General features: G+C 54.8%; 18 protein-coding genes. 8 read left to right on the top strand and 10 right to left on the bottom strand.

What is annotated here, in order from left to right; genetic code table 11:
• Positions 1 to 75: 75 nt before the first annotated feature.
• The 8 genes from eptB to E0L16_RS15185 all read right to left on the bottom strand — a co-directional run bounded on the left by eptB (position 76) and on the right by E0L16_RS15185 (position 9,844).
• Positions 76 to 1,770: a kdo(2)-lipid A phosphoethanolamine 7''-transferase gene (gene eptB / locus E0L16_RS15220; protein WP_063868894.1), complete on the bottom strand. Its 1,695-nt coding sequence runs from the start codon at positions 1,768 to 1,770 to the stop codon at positions 76 to 78.
• Positions 1,771 to 2,023: 253 nt separating this feature from the next.
• Positions 2,024 to 2,551 carry a long polar fimbrial protein LpfE gene (lpfE, locus tag E0L16_RS15215; RefSeq protein WP_131637268.1) on the bottom strand — a complete coding sequence of 176 codons (528 nt, stop codon included), beginning with the start codon at positions 2,549 to 2,551 and terminating at the stop codon, positions 2,024 to 2,026.
• A 5-nt stretch (positions 2,552 to 2,556) separates the two neighbouring features.
• Positions 2,557 to 3,633: a long polar fimbrial protein LpfD gene (lpfD, locus tag E0L16_RS15210; protein ID WP_131637267.1), complete on the bottom strand. Its 1,077-nt coding sequence runs from the start codon at positions 3,631 to 3,633 to the stop codon at positions 2,557 to 2,559.
• Between the two features lie 17 nt (positions 3,634 to 3,650).
• Positions 3,651 to 6,179 carry an outer membrane usher protein LpfC gene (lpfC, locus tag E0L16_RS15205; protein ID WP_131637266.1) on the bottom strand — a complete coding sequence of 843 codons (2,529 nt, stop codon included), beginning with the start codon at positions 6,177 to 6,179 and terminating at the stop codon, positions 3,651 to 3,653.
• A 22-nt stretch (positions 6,180 to 6,201) separates the two neighbouring features.
• Positions 6,202 to 6,900: a long polar fimbrial biogenesis chaperone LpfB gene (lpfB, locus tag E0L16_RS15200; protein ID WP_131637265.1), complete on the bottom strand. Its 699-nt coding sequence runs from the start codon at positions 6,898 to 6,900 to the stop codon at positions 6,202 to 6,204.
• Between the two features lie 84 nt (positions 6,901 to 6,984).
• Positions 6,985 to 7,509 carry a long polar fimbrial major subunit LpfA gene (lpfA, locus tag E0L16_RS15195; RefSeq protein WP_207388511.1) on the bottom strand — a complete coding sequence of 175 codons (525 nt, stop codon included), beginning with the start codon at positions 7,507 to 7,509 and terminating at the stop codon, positions 6,985 to 6,987.
• 353 nt (positions 7,510 to 7,862) lie between these two features.
• Positions 7,863 to 9,065 (bottom strand): L-lactate MFS transporter, encoded by a 1,203-nt coding sequence (locus E0L16_RS15190; protein ID WP_107534443.1) that lies wholly within the window; start codon positions 9,063 to 9,065, stop codon positions 7,863 to 7,865.
• A 236-nt stretch (positions 9,066 to 9,301) separates the two neighbouring features.
• Entirely contained in the window at positions 9,302 to 9,844 is a 543-nt protein-coding gene (locus E0L16_RS15185; protein WP_131637272.1) for a lipase, read from the bottom strand.
• 160 nt (positions 9,845 to 10,004) lie between these two features.
• Here E0L16_RS15185 and tag point away from each other — a divergent pair, with 160 nt between their 5' ends.
• Together tag and E0L16_RS15175 are read left to right on the top strand one after the other, a co-directional pair.
• Positions 10,005 to 10,586, top strand: coding sequence for a DNA-3-methyladenine glycosylase I (tag, locus tag E0L16_RS15180; RefSeq protein WP_107534441.1), 582 nt, complete (start codon positions 10,005 to 10,007; stop codon positions 10,584 to 10,586).
• On the top strand, positions 10,564 to 11,004 hold the full coding sequence (locus E0L16_RS15175) for an N-acetyltransferase (protein WP_063868888.1): 441 nt from the start codon (positions 10,564 to 10,566) through the stop codon (positions 11,002 to 11,004). The genes tag and E0L16_RS15175 overlap by 23 nt, the downstream gene beginning before the upstream one ends.
• Here E0L16_RS15175 and E0L16_RS15170 read toward each other — a convergent pair.
• Positions 10,973 to 13,300: a molybdopterin guanine dinucleotide-containing S/N-oxide reductase gene (locus E0L16_RS15170; RefSeq protein ID WP_112792039.1), complete on the bottom strand. Its 2,328-nt coding sequence runs from the start codon at positions 13,298 to 13,300 to the stop codon at positions 10,973 to 10,975. The two genes, E0L16_RS15175 and E0L16_RS15170, sit on opposite strands and share 32 nt — an antisense overlap.
• A 164-nt stretch (positions 13,301 to 13,464) precedes the next feature.
• Here E0L16_RS15170 and E0L16_RS15165 point away from each other — a divergent pair, with 164 nt between their 5' ends.
• The 6 genes from E0L16_RS15165 to ghrB all read left to right on the top strand — a co-directional run bounded on the left by E0L16_RS15165 (position 13,465) and on the right by ghrB (position 19,452).
• Positions 13,465 to 14,127, top strand: a complete 663-nt coding sequence (locus E0L16_RS15165) for an OmpA family lipoprotein (protein WP_102749580.1) — start codon at positions 13,465 to 13,467, stop codon at positions 14,125 to 14,127.
• Between the two features lie 114 nt (positions 14,128 to 14,241).
• Positions 14,242 to 15,258 carry a LacI family DNA-binding transcriptional regulator gene (locus E0L16_RS15160; RefSeq protein WP_131637264.1) on the top strand — a complete coding sequence of 339 codons (1,017 nt, stop codon included), beginning with the start codon at positions 14,242 to 14,244 and terminating at the stop codon, positions 15,256 to 15,258.
• Positions 15,259 to 15,360: 102 nt separating this feature from the next.
• The gene (locus tag E0L16_RS15155) at positions 15,361 to 16,110 is read left to right on the top strand and encodes a sugar phosphate isomerase/epimerase family protein (protein ID WP_131637263.1); all 750 of its coding nucleotides are present in this window, start codon (positions 15,361 to 15,363) and stop codon (positions 16,108 to 16,110) included.
• Positions 16,111 to 16,113: 3 nt separating this feature from the next.
• Complete coding sequence (locus E0L16_RS15150; protein ID WP_131637262.1) at positions 16,114 to 17,052, top strand: sugar kinase; 939 nt, start codon at positions 16,114 to 16,116, stop codon at positions 17,050 to 17,052.
• Between the two features lie 117 nt (positions 17,053 to 17,169).
• The gene (locus tag E0L16_RS15145) at positions 17,170 to 18,450 is read left to right on the top strand and encodes an MFS transporter (protein ID WP_001089079.1); all 1,281 of its coding nucleotides are present in this window, start codon (positions 17,170 to 17,172) and stop codon (positions 18,448 to 18,450) included.
• A 27-nt stretch (positions 18,451 to 18,477) separates the two neighbouring features.
• Complete coding sequence (gene ghrB / locus E0L16_RS15140; protein WP_131637261.1) at positions 18,478 to 19,452, top strand: glyoxylate/hydroxypyruvate reductase GhrB; 975 nt, start codon at positions 18,478 to 18,480, stop codon at positions 19,450 to 19,452.
• 58 nt (positions 19,453 to 19,510) lie between these two features.
• Here ghrB and cspE read toward each other — a convergent pair whose 3' ends face one another.
• Positions 19,511 to 19,723, bottom strand: a complete 213-nt coding sequence (gene cspE / locus E0L16_RS15135; protein ID WP_003860775.1) for a transcription antiterminator/RNA stability regulator CspE — start codon at positions 19,721 to 19,723, stop codon at positions 19,511 to 19,513.
• Positions 19,724 to 19,953: the final 230 nt, after the last annotated feature.

Genomic DNA, 19,953 nt, shown 5'->3' with positions numbered 1-19,953 from the left:
ACTGCTGAGGTGCGCCCCTCGTCAATCCCTTATTTTCAAAAAGCCATTCAACTGGCGATATTCTCGCCAGACCAGCTACTGCGCGGCTTTTGTGGTGTTATCAGGGAGTTTACACCAGTTGTTGTTTTCGTTAATCCCACCGTTCGGTGAGGTGTAGCCGAGACAGCCCATAATGGTGTCGTAGAGCTCAACGTGACGGCGCGGAACCTTGATCTCTGCCTGCTGCTTCAGATGGGCAAACATTTTGGCTTTGTCCGGGTTTTCCAGGTACTTATCCGACATCCACATGATCATCGGCACGCGGAACTGCTCAGGCGGCGCCAGCTTACGCGGCGTGCCGTGCAAATGCTCTTTCTCGTTGATGGACTCGCCGTGATCGGCTGCGTAAATCACAATCGCTTTCTTATCGCGAAGCTGGTCGATCACCCGGCTGAGGAAGGTATCCACATACAGAATCGAGTTATCATAGGCATTAATCAGCTCCTGCTTGCTACAGTTTTTGTTAATGCCGACGCACTCAGGGGTCCATTTGGCGAAATCACGCGTGTAACGCTGATAATAGCTGTAGTGTGATCCTTTGGTATGCAGAACGATAAGGTGCTTACCCTGCGGATGGTTTTTCAGCGACTGTTCCATCTCGGAGAGCAGCAGCATGTCATCAACGTTCTTACCGCGGTTACGCGGCTCGGCGCCAATCTGCTCACGATAAGCGATGTTATCCGCCATGGTGTTGGTGTAGAACCACATTTCACTTTGCATGGCGAACAGATCGGAGCTGAATCCAAGCTGCTTCAGAACCGCAAACACGTTTTGCTCTTTAAGGGTACGCTGCGGGTTATCGCTCGCCCCGCCTTCACGCACAAACATACAGCGCAACGAGAGCTTCGTGGCGGTATCGCAGGAATAGCCGCGGTAAGCCACCAGATTCTTCTCCTGCGACAGTTTCGGTGTGGTATCGCGGTCATAGCCGAGCATACCCATATGATCCCAGCGCGTCGTTTCGCCGATAACGAAGACCACGTAAGTATCATCCAGCCCGTCAGCCGGCGCCTGGTAGGTGAACTTTTTGGTCGGGTTAATCAGTGATTTCACATCGCTGGATTCGTCCGCCTGTGCCCAGGCGTAAAGACCTAACGCGGACAGCCAGTTGGATGGCAGATACGAGTTAGCCACCACGCCGCCATAGCTTGGCATATCCACGCCCGTCGCTTTTTCGATGCGTTTTTGCTGTTTTTCCATCAGGCGAATCGGCGCCCACACCAGCAGGCCTGCCAGCAGAACGACGGCGACGTTGCGGATGCGCTGTCCCCGGGTACGCAGCTGGCGTAACAGGGTATAGCGGCAGGTATTGCTCCAGATAAAGAAGAGCGGGATCAGGCAGGTCAAAATCGTCCACATGATGAACCCTTGACCCACCACCTCTTTCGAGAGGTCGATGTCCGTGGTCATCACCGAGGCGACAATACCGTAGCCAATGACCACGTTCATGAATGTCATGTAATAGCTTGCGGCGGCAGAGATAATCACCACCAGCGAGGCCAGAATTTGCCATGTACGTCGGCCAAAAAGCGAGAGCAGGCGTAACAGGAAGAAGGTTGCCAGGATAGAGCCAAACACTTCAATGACGGCAAAAATTCCATTTCTTACGGTGAGGTGTTCGAAATAACCTTCCACGCGTCTGAACAGTACCGCGCCATTCAGAAACAAACCGATATAGACAGCCAGCATCAGACACAATCTTTGCTGGGTAAGAGACCTAATATATTTCATGCAAACAACCCTGGGGGAAGGGGTATAAAGACCCGCCGAATCTCAGTGAGAAAGCTGACAGAGTAAGTAGGTGCGAGCGAAACCGTTATAAGAAACGTCTACAAGCGCGATAAGTAGACCACAGCGGGAAAGAAAAGTGGCAGCAGAGAGTGTGATTGATGAAGATTTTTACAAAAAATCAGCGTCTGGAGAGACAGTGCGCTGACGCAACCCAGCAAAACGGGTAAAAGGCCAGCGAACTGGCCCTCAGTGATTACTCGTATACAACGCTAAAATTCACCGTCGCATTTGCCGCGCCCACGGTGGCATCCGGTTTAACGGGAACATAGCTGGCGATGTAGCTCAGCTTGTTCGTACCATCAAACCAGATGGCATGGTCCACGGGCGTCGAGTCGGTACTGGAAGGGTATTGCTGCACCCCACCCGACGTTTTGATTTTTAACGCCATGCCGGTCGCGCCGCCGCTTTCCAGGGCGAAGAGTGAGGGGTTAGTCGCGTCTGCCGTACCGTCCATCGTGACGTAGGCCTTCGTGGCAAACTCGCAATCTTTTAAGCCGATGCTGAAGCTTTTCTCGTTCAACTCTTTACCCACTTTCACCGGGCGCTGGAGCACCACGGTACCCATATCGACATCAATACTGTCCTTTTCCAGCTCACAGGTGGCTGCCTTAATGGTGAGGGTAAAGTGGATATCCCCTGCGGAACCGATATTTACCGGTGCCGCCATCGCTGAGGCGGTGAGCAGCAAACACGCTGGCAAAAACGCATTAATGGTTTTCATCCGGCTTACTCCACATCAATACGCATGGTGGCGATCCCTTCGTAATCTCCTGCCGCCGGCACTTTACCGGTGGTACTGATCGGATAGGCCGTAATTGTCGTCGTGGCGACACGGTGTATATCATCGACCAGAGGAGACACGACCAGCGCCTGATTCGAGCTGGCATCATTGGGTACAAGAATGTTACCCGTCTTGCCTTCGATCACAACCCCGATATCTGGATTACCCATATCAATGGCATTCGAATCATTGGCGTTTGGCGTCCCCTCAATACGCAAGGAGATCTTCACGCCATCAGAAATATTGGTGCATTTAAACTGCAACTCTTTTGTGTATTTCGAGGAACCTTGCGGAGTTTGGCCTTTACGATCTTTAAAATCACTGGCCTTAAAATCACCGAACGGAATTTCCAGCGTGCTGCCGCCGGAGAGTTCGCAACCCTGAGGGACGATGATTGAACCACTGAGAAATACGGATGACGCAGGTATGCTGCCATAGACACCAGGTTTCTTTGTTGCAAAAAGCTCCATGATTTTGGTGCTAGGTATAATATTTTCACCCACAAACGGATGGAGAATATAGAGCGATATGTTGCCTTTACTTCCCGATGTCCACACAGCGTCTTTACTACTTTCATTTTGCGAGCACTGACTGCGGTTGTACGAATGGTTACCCTCATTCTCAAACGGTGTGTTCAGGTACTCTCCTCGTCCCCCCGTAATTAATACATCACTCGCAATGGCGATATTATTATTTATCTGGTGATAGTGGCGATCGCCTATAGTCGTAACAAAGGGCAGAGGAACCACCGTCTTAAATAATGTTTCTTTAATAAGATTTGGATCATCAGGACATTCACAGGACATCACATAGGATCCCCCTAAATTCCAGCTATCGAAATCTATAAAGGTCGCACCCTTTACGTTTTTTGAAACATCTGTAACTGTTTTATTTATGTTAGTACTATAAACATGCGTACTATCAGGGGTACATGGCCCAAAATCCGCCGCCGCAATTGCCTGCCCGGAAAATAATGCTGCTCCCCCCAACAGACCAGCAAACGTCATCAATTTCTTCAACATAATCCTTTCCTTCCCTGTTACCGGCAAACGGCATTCGCCATCACTACGCCGGTATTATCCTGTTGTTCCGGCAGCGTAAACGCCACGCGGCATTGCTGTTCCTGGCCTTTACCCCAGTTCACCTGAAGCGCCCCTTTATCCGGCATCCCGCTGATATAAAGCTGCCCGTCTTCACCCACGATGCTGCTGGACTCTTTTTTGGTGTCCAATAGCGTGGCGGTCGCACCAAACGGCACCGCTTTGCCGTTGGCCTGGGTCAGGTTCATCAGCACGCGGTAGCCCACACGGGTATCGAAGCGGGCACGTACAATGGCGCCGCGTGTTGGCACTACGTTGACGGACGCGGTATCCAGGTCAACTTTGCTGTTCAGGCTGTCGCTTCGCAGTGACACTTCCGTTTCACGATACGGAGTGAGGTAAGGCACAACCGCGTTACCCATCCAGTCCACTTCCACACCGCCGTTGTTGATCACGTGCGCACCGCGCGCGCCCGGTGCGGAGATAATGGCCATTGACTCGCCCAGCGGCTGAGAAAGCGTAATGCCTTCGCTGTGGGCAATCACACCGCCGCGCAGACCATAGTTCACCTGCTGACCGTCACGGTTGTAGTTGTAACCCAGGCTAGCGCTACCGACGCCGCCCTGGTAATCCAGGTTCACGCTGCCGCTGTTACCCACACCGTTGCTGCCGTAGCCTTCCTGCACGCTATAGTTCAGGTTGCGGTCTTCCAGCGCGCTACCGCTCACGCCAAGCTGCTGGCTGGTGCGGCCATGCTGATCGGTCGTGAGGTGGTAGTTGCTCCACAAACGTCCCAGCGGGATCGACATGGAGAATGACAGCAGACGATCGCTCTCATCCCATTCCGGGCTTTTCGTCCAGGTGTAGGCAATGCTGTAGTTCACGCGACCAACACGACCGTTGTAACCGGCGTTCAGCGAGCGCTGTTTACCTTCATCGTTCCAGTAGTCCTGCTGCGTGACGTTAAAATAGACAGAGCCCCAGGTGCCCAGCTGCTGCGTCACGTTGCCCTGAATCTGGCTACGTTTGTGATACTCGCTATATGAGCTGTCCGCATCGCTGCGTACATCCGTCGCTTCCTGGAAGGTGTAATAGCCGCTGGTCGAATACTTGTACCCCAGCAGACGGAAATCGGTGCCGCTGTTAAAGCTCTTGGAGTAGAGAAAACGATAAGACTGACCTTCCGAGCTTTCATCATTTGCCAGGTTGCTTTTCGCCTGGGTCACGTCGATGGAGACCGCACCGATATAACCGAAGTTTTTACCGATACCGCCGGCCAGCGCGTAATATTTTTCAGAGAAAATCGAACCACCATAAACGGTAAAACCATACGGCAGACCGTACATGGCATCCAGCTGCCCGAACTTCGGCTCGTCGCTTTCATAGTTACCCGCACGATATTCACCGGCGGAGAGGCTGTACTTAAGATGGCCTTCACGCTGAAGGATCGCCACCGCGGAGAATGGCTGAACGAACTTCTGCTCGCTGCCGTCCGCCTCTTTAATGGTGACCGTCAGGTCGCCGCTGTTTGAGGTTGGGTACAGGTCATTAATTTCAAACGCACCTGGCTGAACAAACGTGCGGTAAATGACGTAGTTGTTCTGCTCAACGGTGACTTCGGCGTTACTTTTAGCAATACCGCGGATAACGGGCGCAAATCCGCGCTGGCTGTCAGGCAACATTTCTTCGTCAGAGGTTAACTGCGCCCCACGCATCTGCACGCTGTCAAAAATATCACCCGCAGTGGAGGTATCCCCCAACGTCAGCTGTGATTTTAGCGGCACAATGGCACGGCTCAACGAGGTGCCGATGTTATCCCATTTGTTATCGCCATCGTTTCGCGTCCAGGTACTGTAGTTACGTAACCGCCATGCCCCAAGGTTCACGCCGCTGCGCAGGTTCAGATAGTAACTGTCGCTGCTGTAGCTGGTTTCACCGTCGTGCGCGTCATAGCTGGCGTTGCTCCCGGTGAAGTTATAATCCAGCAGCAGGGCATTCACCCCTTCGTCCCACTGCGATTCAGGTACGGTACCACGCGCCGTCTGCTTCATCGCGGCCTGCGGGAAGCTCATGATCAACGTCTGGTCTGCAAAATCGAAATGGCTGGCGGCCTGAGGAATAATGTCATCAAAAGCGACACAGGCTTCCGGCGGCGCCATTTTCAGCGCCGGGAAGCTATCGATACGCACGCCCATTTCCTCTAGCTGCACGCGGCTTAAGCACGGCACCAGGGATTCGCCCATTTTTGCGCGCTGAGCCTCTGTTGCGGTCTTGAATTCAAGGGTGCGGGACGCCATTTTTTGATCGTTGACCACTACCGACACGCGGTATTTACCCGGCAGCTGATCGGCTTTCTGGGATTCATACATTGAGAGGTCAACGTGCTGATCAATACCCGGCACATCCTCCAGAAAGCGCGGGTTAAATTTCCCTGCATGGGCGGAGAGCGTGCTCGCGATCATCAGCGCAAGCGCAGACAGCGAGAAGCGCGGGGTCTTATTGACCAGAGGAAGATGCGTCCATGGCATAGTAATTAACCTTTAAAACGTTTTAATTAACGCGCTGTGTCAGCATGTCGCCAGCCGTGCCGAAGTCATTAATAATGTTGTATTTCACTTCGCTTACCTTGCCGGTGCCGGCGGGCAGTTCAATATTCAATGCGCCTTTTGCCGGGACCATTCCCGCTTTCTCAATACCACGGCCGTTGGCATAAAATTTATTAAACGTCAGGTTAAACGCAGACGGGTTTTCCACTTTGATCTGGTTAGCCCCTGCGTTGGTGAACCGCAGTTTGCTCCAGCCGTCCATGCTGTTGCCTTTCAGACCAGCCGGGCGATAGAACAGTTTCAGGCGGGTACGCACGGCAATTTGCAGCACGTTTTTACCTTCCGCGCCTTCACTTTTGGCAGGAATAGCTTTCACGTTAACCCAATAAACGGACTCGCGATCCTGCGGTAACGTATTAGACGTATTCACAATACGTAAGACGTTATTTTTTGTCGGGCTTAACTTAAATAATGGTGGGGTGATGATGAAGGGCGTTTTCTTATTGCCGTTCGCATCATCGATCCATGACTGAATCAGAAATTCATCGGTGGTGCTTCTGTTATTGACCGTCAGGGAAGCTTCCTTTCTGCTGCCGTCATAAATAACACGCGTGCTGCTTAATGCCACACCGCCTGCAAAACTGTTTTGTGAAATCAGCGCCAGCGCAAGTGCTGCGCAAGATATCAAACGTGAGCGGTTCATGATTCTCTCCCTGAGTCTCCGCTGGAAAAAAAGGCAACGGGGTTTCCGTTGCCATTGTGATTATCTACTACTGACGAAAGTCGATTATTCGTAGGACAGGTTGAAGTCCACTTCTGCGTTACCGTAACCAGTAGTAACTACATCTTTGGTCGCAACGTAGTTAGCGGTGTAGTACAGCACGGTCTGGCCAGCAGACAGGGTGGTAGAGGATGTACCGCTGTTCATATCAACCAGTTTGTTAGTGTTATCGTAGATACCAATGCCCACGCCAGATGCTGCGCCTGCTTCAGTGCTAACAGAAACCAGTTTCGCGTCGTCTGCATCCGCAACGCCATTAAAGCTCACGTTAACTGTGTTTTTGGCGGAAATATCGCAGTCTTCCAGTTTGATCTGGAAAGGTTTAGCAACAGACTTATCGCCAACGGCTTTGAAGATAGATTTCTTAACCTGACCCAGCACAACTTCCTGGTTCTGAGAGTCAGTAGAAACTACGCATGGCGCGTCAACGATTTCACCGGTGAATTTGATGGTACCGTCACCAGAATCAGCGGCGAAAGCGGAAGTGGAAACGACAGCGAGAGCAGACAGTGCAAAAATAACCTTTTTCATTAAAAACTCCATTTATGACGGTAGATTTCAGAACGCATCCTTAGGAATAACCTGCATTCTGTGAGAAATGGAGTATATCGACTGAAATATAGAAGATAAAATTAGAATAGTTTAATGGTGTTTTTAGGTATAATTAAATTTCTGAGAATTCAAAACCATGTCGCAAAAAAACCTGTACTCATGCGCATTATTAGGAATATTCAAATATAAATAATATATTGTTTGTGCGAATTCATAAGTTCATTAAATGAATTACATATCTTATTTAACCTCTCTTTCGTCAGAATCGGTTATGTATTTGTGCTTAAATAAAAAAAGCGCCCGATGGGCGCTTATCGTCAGTTAATCATTTGTTACGCATGCGCTTCGTTTAACACCTCGCGCTGCGGCTGACGAATCGTGGTCGACAGCGCCAGCGAGATAATCAGCAAGGCAAATATCACGCAGAAGGTCACGTAGAAGCCACCGAACAGCGAGGCGATCAGCGACCCGCAGATACTGCCGATACCGAAGCCGAGATAAATGACGCCGTAGTTTTTCGCCAGGTTGTTCAGGCCAAAGAACTCGCTCACCAGCGACGGGAAGACGGTAATGGTGCCGCCGAAGTTAAAGGCGACGCAGGCAATCGCCGCAAAGAAGGTCGCCTCGTTCAGCGGTGCAAACAGCAGCGCCGCCATGCCCACCAGGGAGATCACCTGCCCCAGCGTAATCACGCGGATGCGGGCAATTTTGTCAGACAGGATACCCAGTACCAGACGACCCGAGAGGTTAGCGATGGAGATGACCGTTACCGCGTTCGCCGCCGTCGCCGCATCCAGTTTTACCATCCCCTGCGCAATATCTTTCGCCACGCCAATAACATACAGACCGCTCATGCAGGCCGTCAGGAACATCACCGCCAGCATCCAGTACTGCGGCTTACGCATGGACTGTGCGAGGGTGAAATCATTCTCCACCACGCCGTTAACGGTTTTCACTTCCTGCTGCGGGGCATCTTTCATCAGCGTGGCGCCGAAGAGGATCATCACCAGCACAATCACGCCCCAGATCATAAAGGTTTTCTCAAGCCCCACCGAGGCCAGCAGATGGGAGTCGATGAATTTGAACCCCAGGCTGCCCAGGCCATATGAACCAATGGCAAACGCGGAGATAAGCCCTTTACGCTCCGGAAACCACTTCACGCAGTTCGACAGCGTCAGCAGGTAACCTGCGCCGTCCGCCAGCCCCACCAGCACCCCGGCGCTCAGCCACAGCATCATCAGGTTGTTTGAATGTGCCGTCAGGAAGAAGCCCACGCCCAGCAGGATCCCGGAGGCCATGGTCACGCGCTTCACGCCGAAGCGCTCCTGAAGTTTGCCCGCCACGGAAGAGGAAATCGCTAATCCAAGACTCAGCAAGCCGAAGGAGAATGCTACCTGGCTTATCGGCGCGCCGAGCTTATCAGACAGGGCGCTGTTAAACAGGCTCCAGGTATAGACCGAGCCCAGTGCGAACTGGGTCACGATGGTGCCGAAGAGCGTCAGCCAGCGCGTGCGGTTATAGGTTGATGTGTTCATGGCAGTGTCCTGCAAGAGAAATTAAGGAAATTCGCTGAGGACACGATAAACAAAACCCCAAAACGCCAGGGGTAAAACGGCATGAAATGCAGGAGAAACGGAATGAAATGCCTGGAAGCGGGAATGAACGACCTTGCCGGAGAAGAAAAGGTTTAAAGGTGAGTGACCACTATCGCCACAACCCGCGCCATTATTGTATTAAATATGTTACCGCAGCGTTTAAAAAAGTAACAACCCTAAAATTTGGCGCTTAAGCCCAGGGTATACAAATATTCTTCCTCCGACTGCTGGTTGTAGCTGATCTTTGCCCAGGGGTGTAAATCTCCGTACTGGGTATCCACACGCCACCCCAGCGAGTTCACGCTGGCATGCCAGAGGGGGTCGGTCAGCGTCTGCGTGGTGGTTGTATCGCCATACGCAATCACCGTTGCGGGAGGCGTGCCATCAGAGCGCCATGCCATGACCGGCCCGGTCGTGAAATGTCCCGTCACGGGAAAATTCCAGCCAACGCTCAGAACGGTTTCCGCATCCGAACCGGAGGGGTCGTTCAGGGCAAAGCCCGCAGCATTCTGCGAATGGTTAATACGCTCCGCGAGAATATCTTCATAACGAGGTTGGTGATCGGCGTCCCATGTATAGCGTTCCGTCGTATTACTTTGTGCATCTGAAACGATATATTCCTGTTGCCACGCAAAAGCGGTGTTACCTATAAGCAGGCAGGCTGAGACACCCACCAGGCCAGAAGCAGCATGGCGACCACTGATTATTTTTATCATCATCAAAGCGACTCCAGAAAGAGCCGAGTTCGGCGATATATGTCATTGTTCGAAGAGGTATTAGGGCGTATAGCCCTGTATTAACTATTGTCTCTTTAGCAGACACGTCAAGCCGGGCAGATTGAAATTTTTGCGTTTACCGTATCAGGAAGGGAGATGACCTATGCAACGTTGCGGCTGGGTAAGCCAGGACCAGCTTTATATCGATTATCACGACAAGGAATGGGGCGTACCGGAAACCGACGGTAAAAAACTGTTTGAAATGATTTGTCTTGAAGGCCAGCAGGCCGGGCTGTCGTGGATCACCGTTCTGAAAAAGCGTGAGAACTACCGCAATGCCTTCCACCGGTTCGATCCGGCTGCGGTGGCCGCCATGACCGAAGACGACGTGGAAAGGCTGGTTCTGGACCCCGGTATCATCCGCCATCGCGGTAAAATTCAGGCCATTATTGGTAACGCGCGCGCTTATCTGGCGATGGAGCAAAACGGCGAACCCTTCTCAGCATTTGTCTGGTCGTTTGTGGATAACGAGCCGAAGGTGACGCGGGCCGCCACGCTTGCGGAGATCCCAACCTCGACCCCCGCCTCGGATGCCCTGTCGAAAGCACTGAAAAAACGCGGCTTTAAGTTTGTGGGCACCACCATCTGTTACTCCTTTATGCAGGCCTGCGGGCTGGTCAATGACCATATTACGGGCTGCATCTGCCACCCGGAGGGCCACCATGATCCGCAAATGGCACAGTGAGAATACTGCTCAGCTCCTTAGACTGTGGCTTGAGAGCACTACCGAGGCGCATCCGTTTATCGACGCTGGCTACTGGAAAGCGAACGAAGCGCTGGTGCGGGATGAATACCTTCCCGCCGCCGAAACCTGGGTCTGGGAGGAAAACGGCACGCTGCGCGGCTTTATCAGCGTCATGCAGTCCCAGTTTGTGGGGGCGTTGTTTGTCGCCCCGGCGTTCATCGGAAGGGGGATCGGGCGTGCGCTGCTGAACCACGTTCAGCAGCACTACCCGTATTTAACTCTGGAGGTGTATCAGAAAAACGTGCGGGCGGTGAATTTCTATCATGCTCAGGGTTTTCGCATTGAAGACAGCGCCTGGCAGGATGATACCCAACACCCGACGTGGATCATGAGCTGGCAGGCGGATCAAACGCCGTAAGGGTAAGCGCCGGCCCCTCATATTTCTCCACCCATGCCAGCGCCGTATTCCCCGCGCAGCCATTCCCCAGCTTCGAGCTGGGGAGATCTTTGGTCAACACGTTTACGGCACCGTTCTTACAAATACCGCCCTCGTCCAGCGCCAGATCCGGCCATGCGCCCTGATGAATGCAGAACACGCCAGGGCGGATCCCGTCGCTCACCACAGCGCCAGCCAGCACCTGCCCGCGCGCGTTCCAGACGCGCACGAGATCGCCGTCGTTAATTCCCCGCGCCTTTGCGTCATCGCTATTCAGCGCGATCGGCTCGCGTCCAGCCACCGCATACTGCTCGCGCAGAGCCGAATAGTTGAGCTGGCTGTGCAGGCGATGGGCAGGATGGGCAGACAGCAGTTGAAGCTGCCCCGGCTGCGCATTGCCATGCCATTCGTCCGGCTCCAGCCATGCCGGGTGCGGCGGGCAGTCCGCGTAGCCAAAGCTGGCGATACGTTCGCTGTAGATCACAATCTTCCCGCTCTCGGTTTTAAGCGGGTGATTTTCCGGGTCGCGACGGAAGTCAGCAAAGCGCACAAACCGCGCGTTCTGCTCGCTTTCCGGCATTTCGAAGAGTTGATTCGCCTCCCAGAATTCAGCAAATGGCGGCAGCGTCACGCCCTGCGCCGCCCCGCGCTGGCTGGCTATCTGGTAAAACGTTTCGAGCCATTGCAGATCCGTTTTGCCCTCGGTGAAACGCTCGCGCCCGCCCGCTTCCCATAATTCACTCAGGTCAGCAAAGACGTCAAAATCATCACGCGCTTCATCCCGGGGGGCCACGACGCGCTTCATCGGCACCATGTGCTGGTTGCTGTAATCCCCGGTCATGGTGAGATCGTTACGCTCAAACGAGGTCGTGGCGGGCAACACGATGTCGGCATGTTTCGCTGACGCGGTCCAGAAGCACTCCGAGATCACCACCAGCTCCGGCTTCTGCCAGGCGCGGATCAGGCGGTTGGTATCCTGGTGATGGGTGAAGTTGGCCCCGCCCGCCCACCAGACAAACTTAATATCCGGAAAATGGCGATCCTGGCCGTTGTGCTGATAAAACCCGCCCGGGTTCTCCAGAGCCTCAACAATGCGCGCCACGGGAATTTTATCCACCGCGTCCACGCCACCCTGCACTGAGCCCTGCATGGACGCCAGCACCGCCGCTTTACGCGTTGGGTTACCGCCGTTAGCAAAGTGATAGGAAAGCCCAAAACCGCCGCCGGGCGTGCCAATCTGCCCAAGCATCGCGGCGAGCGTCACGAGCATCCAGTGTTTTTGCTCGCCAAACTGCTGGCGCTGCATTCCCCAGCCGGACATCAGCATCGTGACGTTGCTATGGAATAACGCCGCCAGTTCGCGGATTTTAACGGCATCAACGCCGCAAACCGCGGCGGCCCACTCTGCGGTTTTGGCAACACCGTCGGTTTGGCCCGTCAGGTAGTCGGCAAATTTATCGAAGCCCGTGGTGCAGCGCGTAAGGAATTCCGTATCGTGCCAGCCGTTCTCCACAAGGGTATGCGCAATACCCAGCATCATCGCCACGTCGGTGCCCATATGGGGCGCGATCCACTCGGCGCTGTCGCCGAAGAAATCCAGGGTTTCAGAACGCATCGGATCGATACAGATGATGCGCTTGCCGCTTTTGCGCAGCGCGTCGAAGTAGGAAACGCCCTGCTCGTCGGACGCATTCCAGGCAATCTTCAGGGTGTTGAGCGGGTTGGCGCTCCACAGCACCACCACGTCGGTATGCTCCAGCACCAGCGGCCAGCTGGTCTGCTGCTGATAAACCTCATTGCCGCCCACGACGTAAGGCATGATCGCCTGCGCTGCGCCGGTTGAGTAATCACCCAGATGGCCGGTATAACCCCCGGCCAGGCTCATGTAGCGTTGCAGCAGGGTGGCGGCCTTATGCAGCACGCCGTTCGAGCGCCAGCCATAGGAGCCGGCAAAAATGGACGATGGGCCATAGCTGTCGCGGATGCGTTTATGCTGCGTATGGATCAGCGCCAGCGCATCGTCCCAGCTCACGCGAACGAACTCATCCTGCCCGCGCACACCCTGCGGTTTATCCGGTGACGCCAGAAAGCCTTTACGCACCATCGGCCAGCGTACGCGGGTTTTGCTGTGTACCTGATCGCGAACGACGGTCTGTAAAGAGTTGAGATGGCGCGAAGGCAAAGCCCCGCGAGACGACAGCACTGTGTCGCCATCGGTTTCGACCAGCATCGGCCCCCAGTGGGCGGCGGTCAGAATGGTTTTTGTTGAGGTGCTCAAAGCGTGCGCTCCTGGTTGCGTGCAGGTATGACGGCCTTTCGTTGAGGCAGTTTATCGTTTGTGACAAATTTCAGAGTTATACACTGAATTTTCTCCGTATTCGGACGTCATAATCCACTGCCACGTTCGTCGTGGCAAAGAATAAAAAGGATTAAGGAAATAAGATGAAAAAACGCGTACTCGTAATTGCCGCTCTGGTAAGCGGCGCACTGGCTGTTTCAGGCTGCACAACCAACCCTTATACCGGCGAACGCGAAGCGGGTAAATCCGGTATTGGCGCGGGTATTGGTTCCCTTGTCGGCGCTGGCGTTGGCGCGCTCTCCTCCTCCAAGAAGGATCGCGGCAAAGGCGCGCTGATTGGCGCAGCGGCAGGCGCAGCCCTGGGCGGTGGCGTAGGGTATTACATGGATGTGCAGGAAGCGAAGCTGCGTGACAAAATGAAAGGTACGGGCGTGAGCGTGACCCGCAGTGGTGACAATATCATCCTGAACATGCCAAACAACGTGACCTTTGACAGCAGCAGCGCGACGCTGAAACCTGCGGGCGCGAACACCCTCACCGGTGTGGCCGCGGTACTGAAAGAGTACAGTAAAACTGCCGTGAACGTGATTGGCTACACCGACAGCACCGGCAGCCAGGATCTGAACATGCGTCTGTCTCAGCAGCGTGCCGATTCCGTGGCCAGCTCCCTGATAACCCAGGGCGTTGAAGCAAACCGCATCCGCACCAGCGGCATGGGCCCTGCCAACCCTATCGCCAGCAACAGCACGGCGGAAGGTAAAGCGCAAAACCGTCGCGTAGAGATTACGTTGAGCCCGATTCAGTAATCCCCGAGGGAGAGGGCCGGGGTGAGGGCAACAGACCGCACACCCCGGCATGAACCACTTGCCATCGTTGATTTTCCCGCTAAGGTATTCTCACTAAATTCAGGGAAATCAGCGATGAGCAAACCAGCCCGGGCCACCATCAGCGACGTGGCGAAAGCCGCCAAAACCGGTAAAACCAGCATTTCGCGCTACCTCAACGGCGAGAAACACCTGCTTTCCGATGCGCTGCTGGCGCGGATCGAACAGGCCATTGCCGATCTCGACTACCGTCCCAGCCTGATGGCGCGCGGCCTCAAGCGTGGTCGCACCCGCCTGATTGGGCTTATCATCGCCGATATCACTAACCCCTACTCCGTTAACGTACTCAGCGGCATCGAAGCGGCGTGCCGGGAAAAAGGCTTTACCCCGCTGGTCTGTAACACCAATAACGAAGTTGATCAGGAGCTGCATTACCTTGATCTGCTGCGCAGCTACCAGGTGGAAGGGATCGTGGTCAATGCCGTCGGGATGCGCGAAGAGGGGCTAAATCGCCTGCAACAATCGTCTCTCCCGATGGTGCTTATTGACCGCAAAATCCCGGAATTTGCCTGCGATGTGGTCGGGCTGGATAACACCCAGGCCGCCACCACCGCCACCGAGCACCTTGTCGAACAGGGTTTTGAAGCCATTCTGTTCCTGAGCGAACCGCTTGGCATGGTTAACACCCGTCGCGACCGCCTGGCTGCATTTCGCGCCACGCTGGCGCGATATCCCGGCACGATCGCCGAAAATGCCGAAATTCCCCTGCACGAAGCCGGGCTGCTGGATAACACCCTGCGCCAGTTCCATACCCGCCATCGGGGAATGCGTAAGGCGGTGATCTCCGCTAACGGGGCGCTCACGCTACAGGTTGCCCGCTCGCTTCAACGCATCGGCCTGCACTGGGGCAGCGACATCGGCTTACTCGGCTTTGATGAACTGGAGTGGGCAGAACTTGCAGGCGTGGGCATTACCACCCTCAAACAACCCACCTGGCAAATCGGCTATGCCGCGGTTGAGCAAGTGGTTCGCCGTATTGAAGGCACCCGCGATGCCGTACGCGAGCAGGTTTTTTCCGGCGAGCTGATCGTTCGCGGCTCTACCGCTCGCTAATTTCCCCTTCGTGACAGCGATCATAAATTCAACATCCCATTCTTTTCTTTGGAACCGGTTCCATCTAGCGTAATACTATCGATTACGCGTTGGAGTCAGGAAATGAGCAGGAAAATAATGGTGGTCACCGCCGCGTATGGCGCGGATCGGGTGCGACAGGCAGGCGGGCAACGGGCGATGCTTCCCGTTATTGCTGGCGCAGGGGCTGATGGCGTTGAAATCCGCCGCGAACTCTTCAGCAGCGACGAGTTAATGGCGCTGCCTGCGCTCGGCGAGTCCATTGAGCTGCTGGGTTTACTGGCATGCTACTCCGCCCCGGCCCCCCTGTTTATGCCCGACGGCACGCTCAACCCGGATCTCCCCCGCTACCTCCGCGAAGCCAGCATCCTGAACGCGCTATGGCTTAAGGTCTCGCTGGGTCATTTCAGCGACAAACACCCCCTTGAAGATTTGCGGACATTGCTGGATGAAAGCGGCATGACGCTGGTGGTGGAAAACGACCAGACCGACTGCGGGCAGCTCGCCCCGATGCAGCGCTTCAAAGCCGCCTGTCGGGTGATGGCGCTGCCGGTGACGCTGACGTTCGATATGGGCAACTGGCTGTGGGTCGGCGACTCCCCGGAAGAGGCTGCGCGTCAGCTGGCACCCGCCGTGAGCTATATTCACGTGAAAGCCGCGGTCCCGCATAAGGCGCAGTTCCGCGCCGTCGCGCCGGATAAAACCGATTCTCGCTGGCAGGATCTGCTTAATCAACTGCCTGCCGACGCGCCGCGCGGTATCGAATTTCCGCTCGAAGGGACGGATCTCACCGCCGTCACCCGCCATTACGTCAACCTGCTGCGCGAGGAGTAAACCATGCACAAGACGCTGGACGTTATTACCATCGGCGAGGCCATGGCGATGTTTGTCGCCACCGAAACGGGCGAGCTGAGCGCAGTAGAACACTTTATCAAACGCGTGGCAGGCGCCGAGCTGAATGTCGCTACCGGCCTTGCGCGGCTGGGGCTGAATGTCGGCTGGGTGAGCCGCGTGGGCAATGACAGCTTTGGCCATTTCGTTCTCGACTCGCTGAAAAAAGAGGGCATTGATGCCGCAGGCGTCACGCTCGACGGACGCTTCCCGACGGGCTTTCAGCTGAAATCGAAAGTTGAAAATGGAACCGATCCCACCGTTGAGTATTTCCGCAAAGGCTCAGCAGCAAGCCATCTCTCCGTCGATGATTATCATGCCCCTTATTTCTCTTCCGCGCGCCATCTGCACCTGAGCGGCGTGGCGGCGGCGCTTTCGGCCAGTTCGTACGATTTACTGGATCACGCTGCGTCGGCGATGAAAGCGCAGGGCAAAACGATCTCCTTTGATCCGAACCTTCGTCCGGTGCTGTGGAAAAGCGAAGCGGAGATGGTAGAGAAACTCAACCGACTGGCGTTTCAGGCGGACTGGGTACTGCCGGGCGTAAAAGAGGGAATGATCCTCACTGGCGAGACCACGCCGGAAGGCATTGCGGATTTTTATCTCAACCGAGGGGTAAAAGCTGTAGTGCTGAAAACCGGTGCCGACGGCGCGTGGTTTAAAACCGCCGACGGTGAGCAAGGCGCTGTCGCAGCGGTAAAAGTCGACAACGTGGTCGATACCGTGGGCGCGGGCGATGGGTTTGCCGTCGGAGTCATTAGCGCCCTGCTGGAAGGCGAACCGCTGTCGCAGGCCGTGGCGCGGGGCAACAAAATTGGTTCGCTGGCGATCCAGGTGCAGGGCGATAGCGAAGGATTACCGACACGAGCAGAGCTCGGCGTCTGAATTCCCTCTCCCGGTGGGAGAGGTCCAGGGTGAGGGCAGCAATCCGCACCAGATAATTAAGCCACCGTGTACCCTACAGACAACGGCGGTAACAACCTCAACAACAGAGGCAAGCCTATGAACAGTTCGACCAATGCAGTCAAACGCTGGTGGTACATCATGCCCATCGTGTTTATCACGTACAGCCTGGCGTACCTTGATCGTGCCAACTTCAGTTTTGCATCCGCCGCCGGGATCAACGAAGACCTCGGGATCACCAAAGGGGTTTCCTCCCTGCTGGGCGCCCTCTTCTTCCTGGGCTATTTCTTCTTCCAGATCCCCGGCGCGATTTACGCTGAACGCCGCAGCGTGCGAAAGCTCATTTTCATCTGCCTGATCTTATGGGGTGCCTGCGCCTCCCTCACCGGCGTGGTGAATAACATTCCTGCACTGGCTGCCATTCGCTTTATTCTCGGCGTGGTGGAAGCGGCAGTGATGCCGGCAATGCTGATTTACATCAGCAACTGGTTCACAAAATCTGAGCGTTCACGTGCCAATACTTTCCTGATACTCGGTAACCCGGTCACGGTGCTGTGGATGTCGGTGGTGTCCGGCTACCTGATCCAGTCCTTCGGCTGGCGCGAGATGTTCATCATCGAAGGGGTTCCCGCAATCATCTGGGCCTTCTGCTGGTGGGTGCTGGTGAAAGATAAGCCAGCCCAGGCGAAATGGCTTTCAGAGGACGAAAAGGCTGCACTTCAGGCACAACTGGATAAAGAGCAGCAGGGGCTGAAAGCGGTGCGTAACTATGGTGAAGCCTTCCGCTCCCGCAACGTGATCCTGCTGTGCGCGCAGTATTTTACCTGGAGTATTGGCGTGTACGGCTTTGTGCTGTGGCTGCCGTCGATTATCCGCAGCGGCGGTGAAAACCTTGGCATGGTGGAAGTGGGCTGGCTGTCATCGGTGCCTTATCTGGCTGCGACCATCGCAATGATTATCGTCTCCTGGGCATCGGACAAGCTGCAAAACCGTAAGCTGTTCGTCTGGCCGCTGCTGCTGATCGCTGCTTTTGCCTTCATTGGCTCCTGGGCCGTGGGCGCGAACCACTTCTGGGCCTCGTATACCCTGCTGGTGATTGCGGGTGCAGCCATGTATGCCCCGTATGGTCCGTTCTTTGCCATCATTCCGGAAATGCTGCCGCGTAACGTCGCAGGGGGCGCGATGGCCTTGATCAACAGTATGGGCGCGCTGGGTTCATTCTTTGGCTCGTGGTTTGTTGGCTATCTGAACGGCGCAACCGGCAGCCCGTCGGCCTCTTACATCTTTATGGGGGTAGCGCTTTTTGCCTCGGTATGGCTTACTCTGATCGTTAAGCCTGCTAATAATCAACAGCTACCCGTCGGCGCACGCCACGCCTGAACCCTTTTAAAATCAACGGAGATTAGCATGAAGCCGTCCGTCATTTTGTACAAAGCACTGCCTGAAGATCTGCAAAAACGCCTGGAGGAACACTTTACCGTTACCCGGGTGAAGAACCTCAGCCCGGAAACCGTGGCACAGCACGCCGACGCGTTTGCCAGCGCCGAAGGCCTGCTGGGTTCAAGCGAAAAGGTGGATGCAGCGCTGCTGGAGAAAATGCCGAAACTTCGTGCCACCTCAACCGTTTCTGTGGGATACGATAATTTCGACGTGGATGCGCTTAACGCGCGCAACGTTCTGCTGATGCACACGCCTCATGCCCTGACGGAAACCGTCGCCGACACGCTGATGGCGCTGGTGCTCAGCACCGCCCGTCGCGTGGTGGAGGTGGCCGAGCGCGTGAAAGCGGGCGAATGGACGAAAAGCATTGGCCCGGACTGGTTCGGCGTGGACGTACATGGCAAAACGCTGGGGATTGTGGGGATGGGGCGTATCGGCCTGGCGCTGGCACAGCGCGCCCATTTCGGCTTCAGCATGCCCATTCTGTATAACGCACGCCGTCATCACGTTGAAGCTGAAGAACGTTTCAACGCCCGCTACTGCGAGCTTGATACGCTGTTGCAGGAAGCCGACTTTGTCTGCCTGATCCTGCCGCTGACGGATGAAACGCGTCATCTCATCGGCAAAGCGGCGTTTGAAAAGATGAAGAAATCGGCCATTTTCATCAACGCGGGTCGCGGCCCGGTGGTAGATGAAAAGGCGCTGATTGAGGCACTGCAAAACGGTGAGATCCACGCCGCCGGGCTGGACGTGTTTGAACAGGAGCCGCTGCCGGTGGATTCACCGCTGCTGACCATGCCCAACGTCGTCGCCCTGCCTCACATCGGCTCTGCGACACACGAAACACGTTACAACATGGCGGCGACCGCAGTGGATAACCTGATTGCCGCGCTTAGCGGTAAAGTGGATAAGAACTGCGTTAACCCACAGATACAACAGTAGAAACGAAAAAACCCGCCAGAAGGCGGGTTTTTGAATTTTGTGCTACTGGGTTGGAAGCTTACAGGCTTACAACGTTACCAGCTGCTGGGCCTTTAGCGCCGCTTTCGATGGTGAAGGAAACTTTCTGACCTTCATCCAGAGATTTGTAGCCATCGTTCTGGATAGCAGAGAAGTGTACGAACACGTCTTTAGAGCCATCGTCAGGAGTGATGAAGCCGAAACCTTTATCAGCGTTGAACCATTTTACCAGACCAGTCATTTTAGCAGACATAGAAATTACCTTATTAACAAATATATTGTGCCTTCCGGCTTGATGGATTGCGTTACAGATTTTTAAGCGATGAAGGAAGGGTCACTACGAAGGGTATCTATGGATAACAATCTGGACTGCTTTACTAAACTGCTTTAGGTCTGTGTAACAAACCGACGAACATAGTTATACCGATGTGGTAGATGAATGACAAGCGTTATTTTCATTAAGCATAAAAAAACCCCGCCAGA

It is taken from the genome of Enterobacter quasihormaechei, assembly GCF_004331385.1.
GTDB lineage: Bacteria > Pseudomonadota > Gammaproteobacteria > Enterobacterales > Enterobacteriaceae > Enterobacter > Enterobacter quasihormaechei.
This window is presented reverse-complemented; position numbering and strand designations above follow the sequence as displayed.

Coding starts and splice junctions, on each gene's coding strand:
- eptB (WP_063868894.1), bottom strand. CDS start 1,770: ATGAAATATATTAGGTCTCTTACCCAGCAAAGATTGTGTCTGATGCTG.
- lpfE (WP_131637268.1), bottom strand. CDS start 2,551: ATGAAAACCATTAATGCGTTTTTGCCAGCGTGTTTGCTGCTCACCGCC.
- lpfD (WP_131637267.1), bottom strand. CDS start 3,633: ATGTTGAAGAAATTGATGACGTTTGCTGGTCTGTTGGGGGGAGCAGCA.
- lpfC (WP_131637266.1), bottom strand. CDS start 6,179: ATGCCATGGACGCATCTTCCTCTGGTCAATAAGACCCCGCGCTTCTCG.
- lpfB (WP_131637265.1), bottom strand. CDS start 6,900: ATGAACCGCTCACGTTTGATATCTTGCGCAGCACTTGCGCTGGCGCTG.
- lpfA (WP_207388511.1), bottom strand. CDS start 7,509: ATGAAAAAGGTTATTTTTGCACTGTCTGCTCTCGCTGTCGTTTCCACT.
- E0L16_RS15190 (WP_107534443.1), bottom strand. CDS start 9,065: ATGAACACATCAACCTATAACCGCACGCGCTGGCTGACGCTCTTCGGC.
- E0L16_RS15185 (WP_131637272.1), bottom strand. CDS start 9,844: ATGATGATAAAAATAATCAGTGGTCGCCATGCTGCTTCTGGCCTGGTG.
- tag (WP_107534441.1), top strand. CDS start 10,005: ATGCAACGTTGCGGCTGGGTAAGCCAGGACCAGCTTTATATCGATTAT.
- E0L16_RS15175 (WP_063868888.1), top strand. CDS start 10,564: ATGATCCGCAAATGGCACAGTGAGAATACTGCTCAGCTCCTTAGACTG.
- E0L16_RS15165 (WP_102749580.1), top strand. CDS start 13,465: ATGAAAAAACGCGTACTCGTAATTGCCGCTCTGGTAAGCGGCGCACTG.
- E0L16_RS15160 (WP_131637264.1), top strand. CDS start 14,242: ATGAGCAAACCAGCCCGGGCCACCATCAGCGACGTGGCGAAAGCCGCC.
- E0L16_RS15155 (WP_131637263.1), top strand. CDS start 15,361: ATGAGCAGGAAAATAATGGTGGTCACCGCCGCGTATGGCGCGGATCGG.
- E0L16_RS15150 (WP_131637262.1), top strand. CDS start 16,114: ATGCACAAGACGCTGGACGTTATTACCATCGGCGAGGCCATGGCGATG.
- E0L16_RS15145 (WP_001089079.1), top strand. CDS start 17,170: ATGAACAGTTCGACCAATGCAGTCAAACGCTGGTGGTACATCATGCCC.
- ghrB (WP_131637261.1), top strand. CDS start 18,478: ATGAAGCCGTCCGTCATTTTGTACAAAGCACTGCCTGAAGATCTGCAA.
- cspE (WP_003860775.1), bottom strand. CDS start 19,723: ATGTCTGCTAAAATGACTGGTCTGGTAAAATGGTTCAACGCTGATAAA.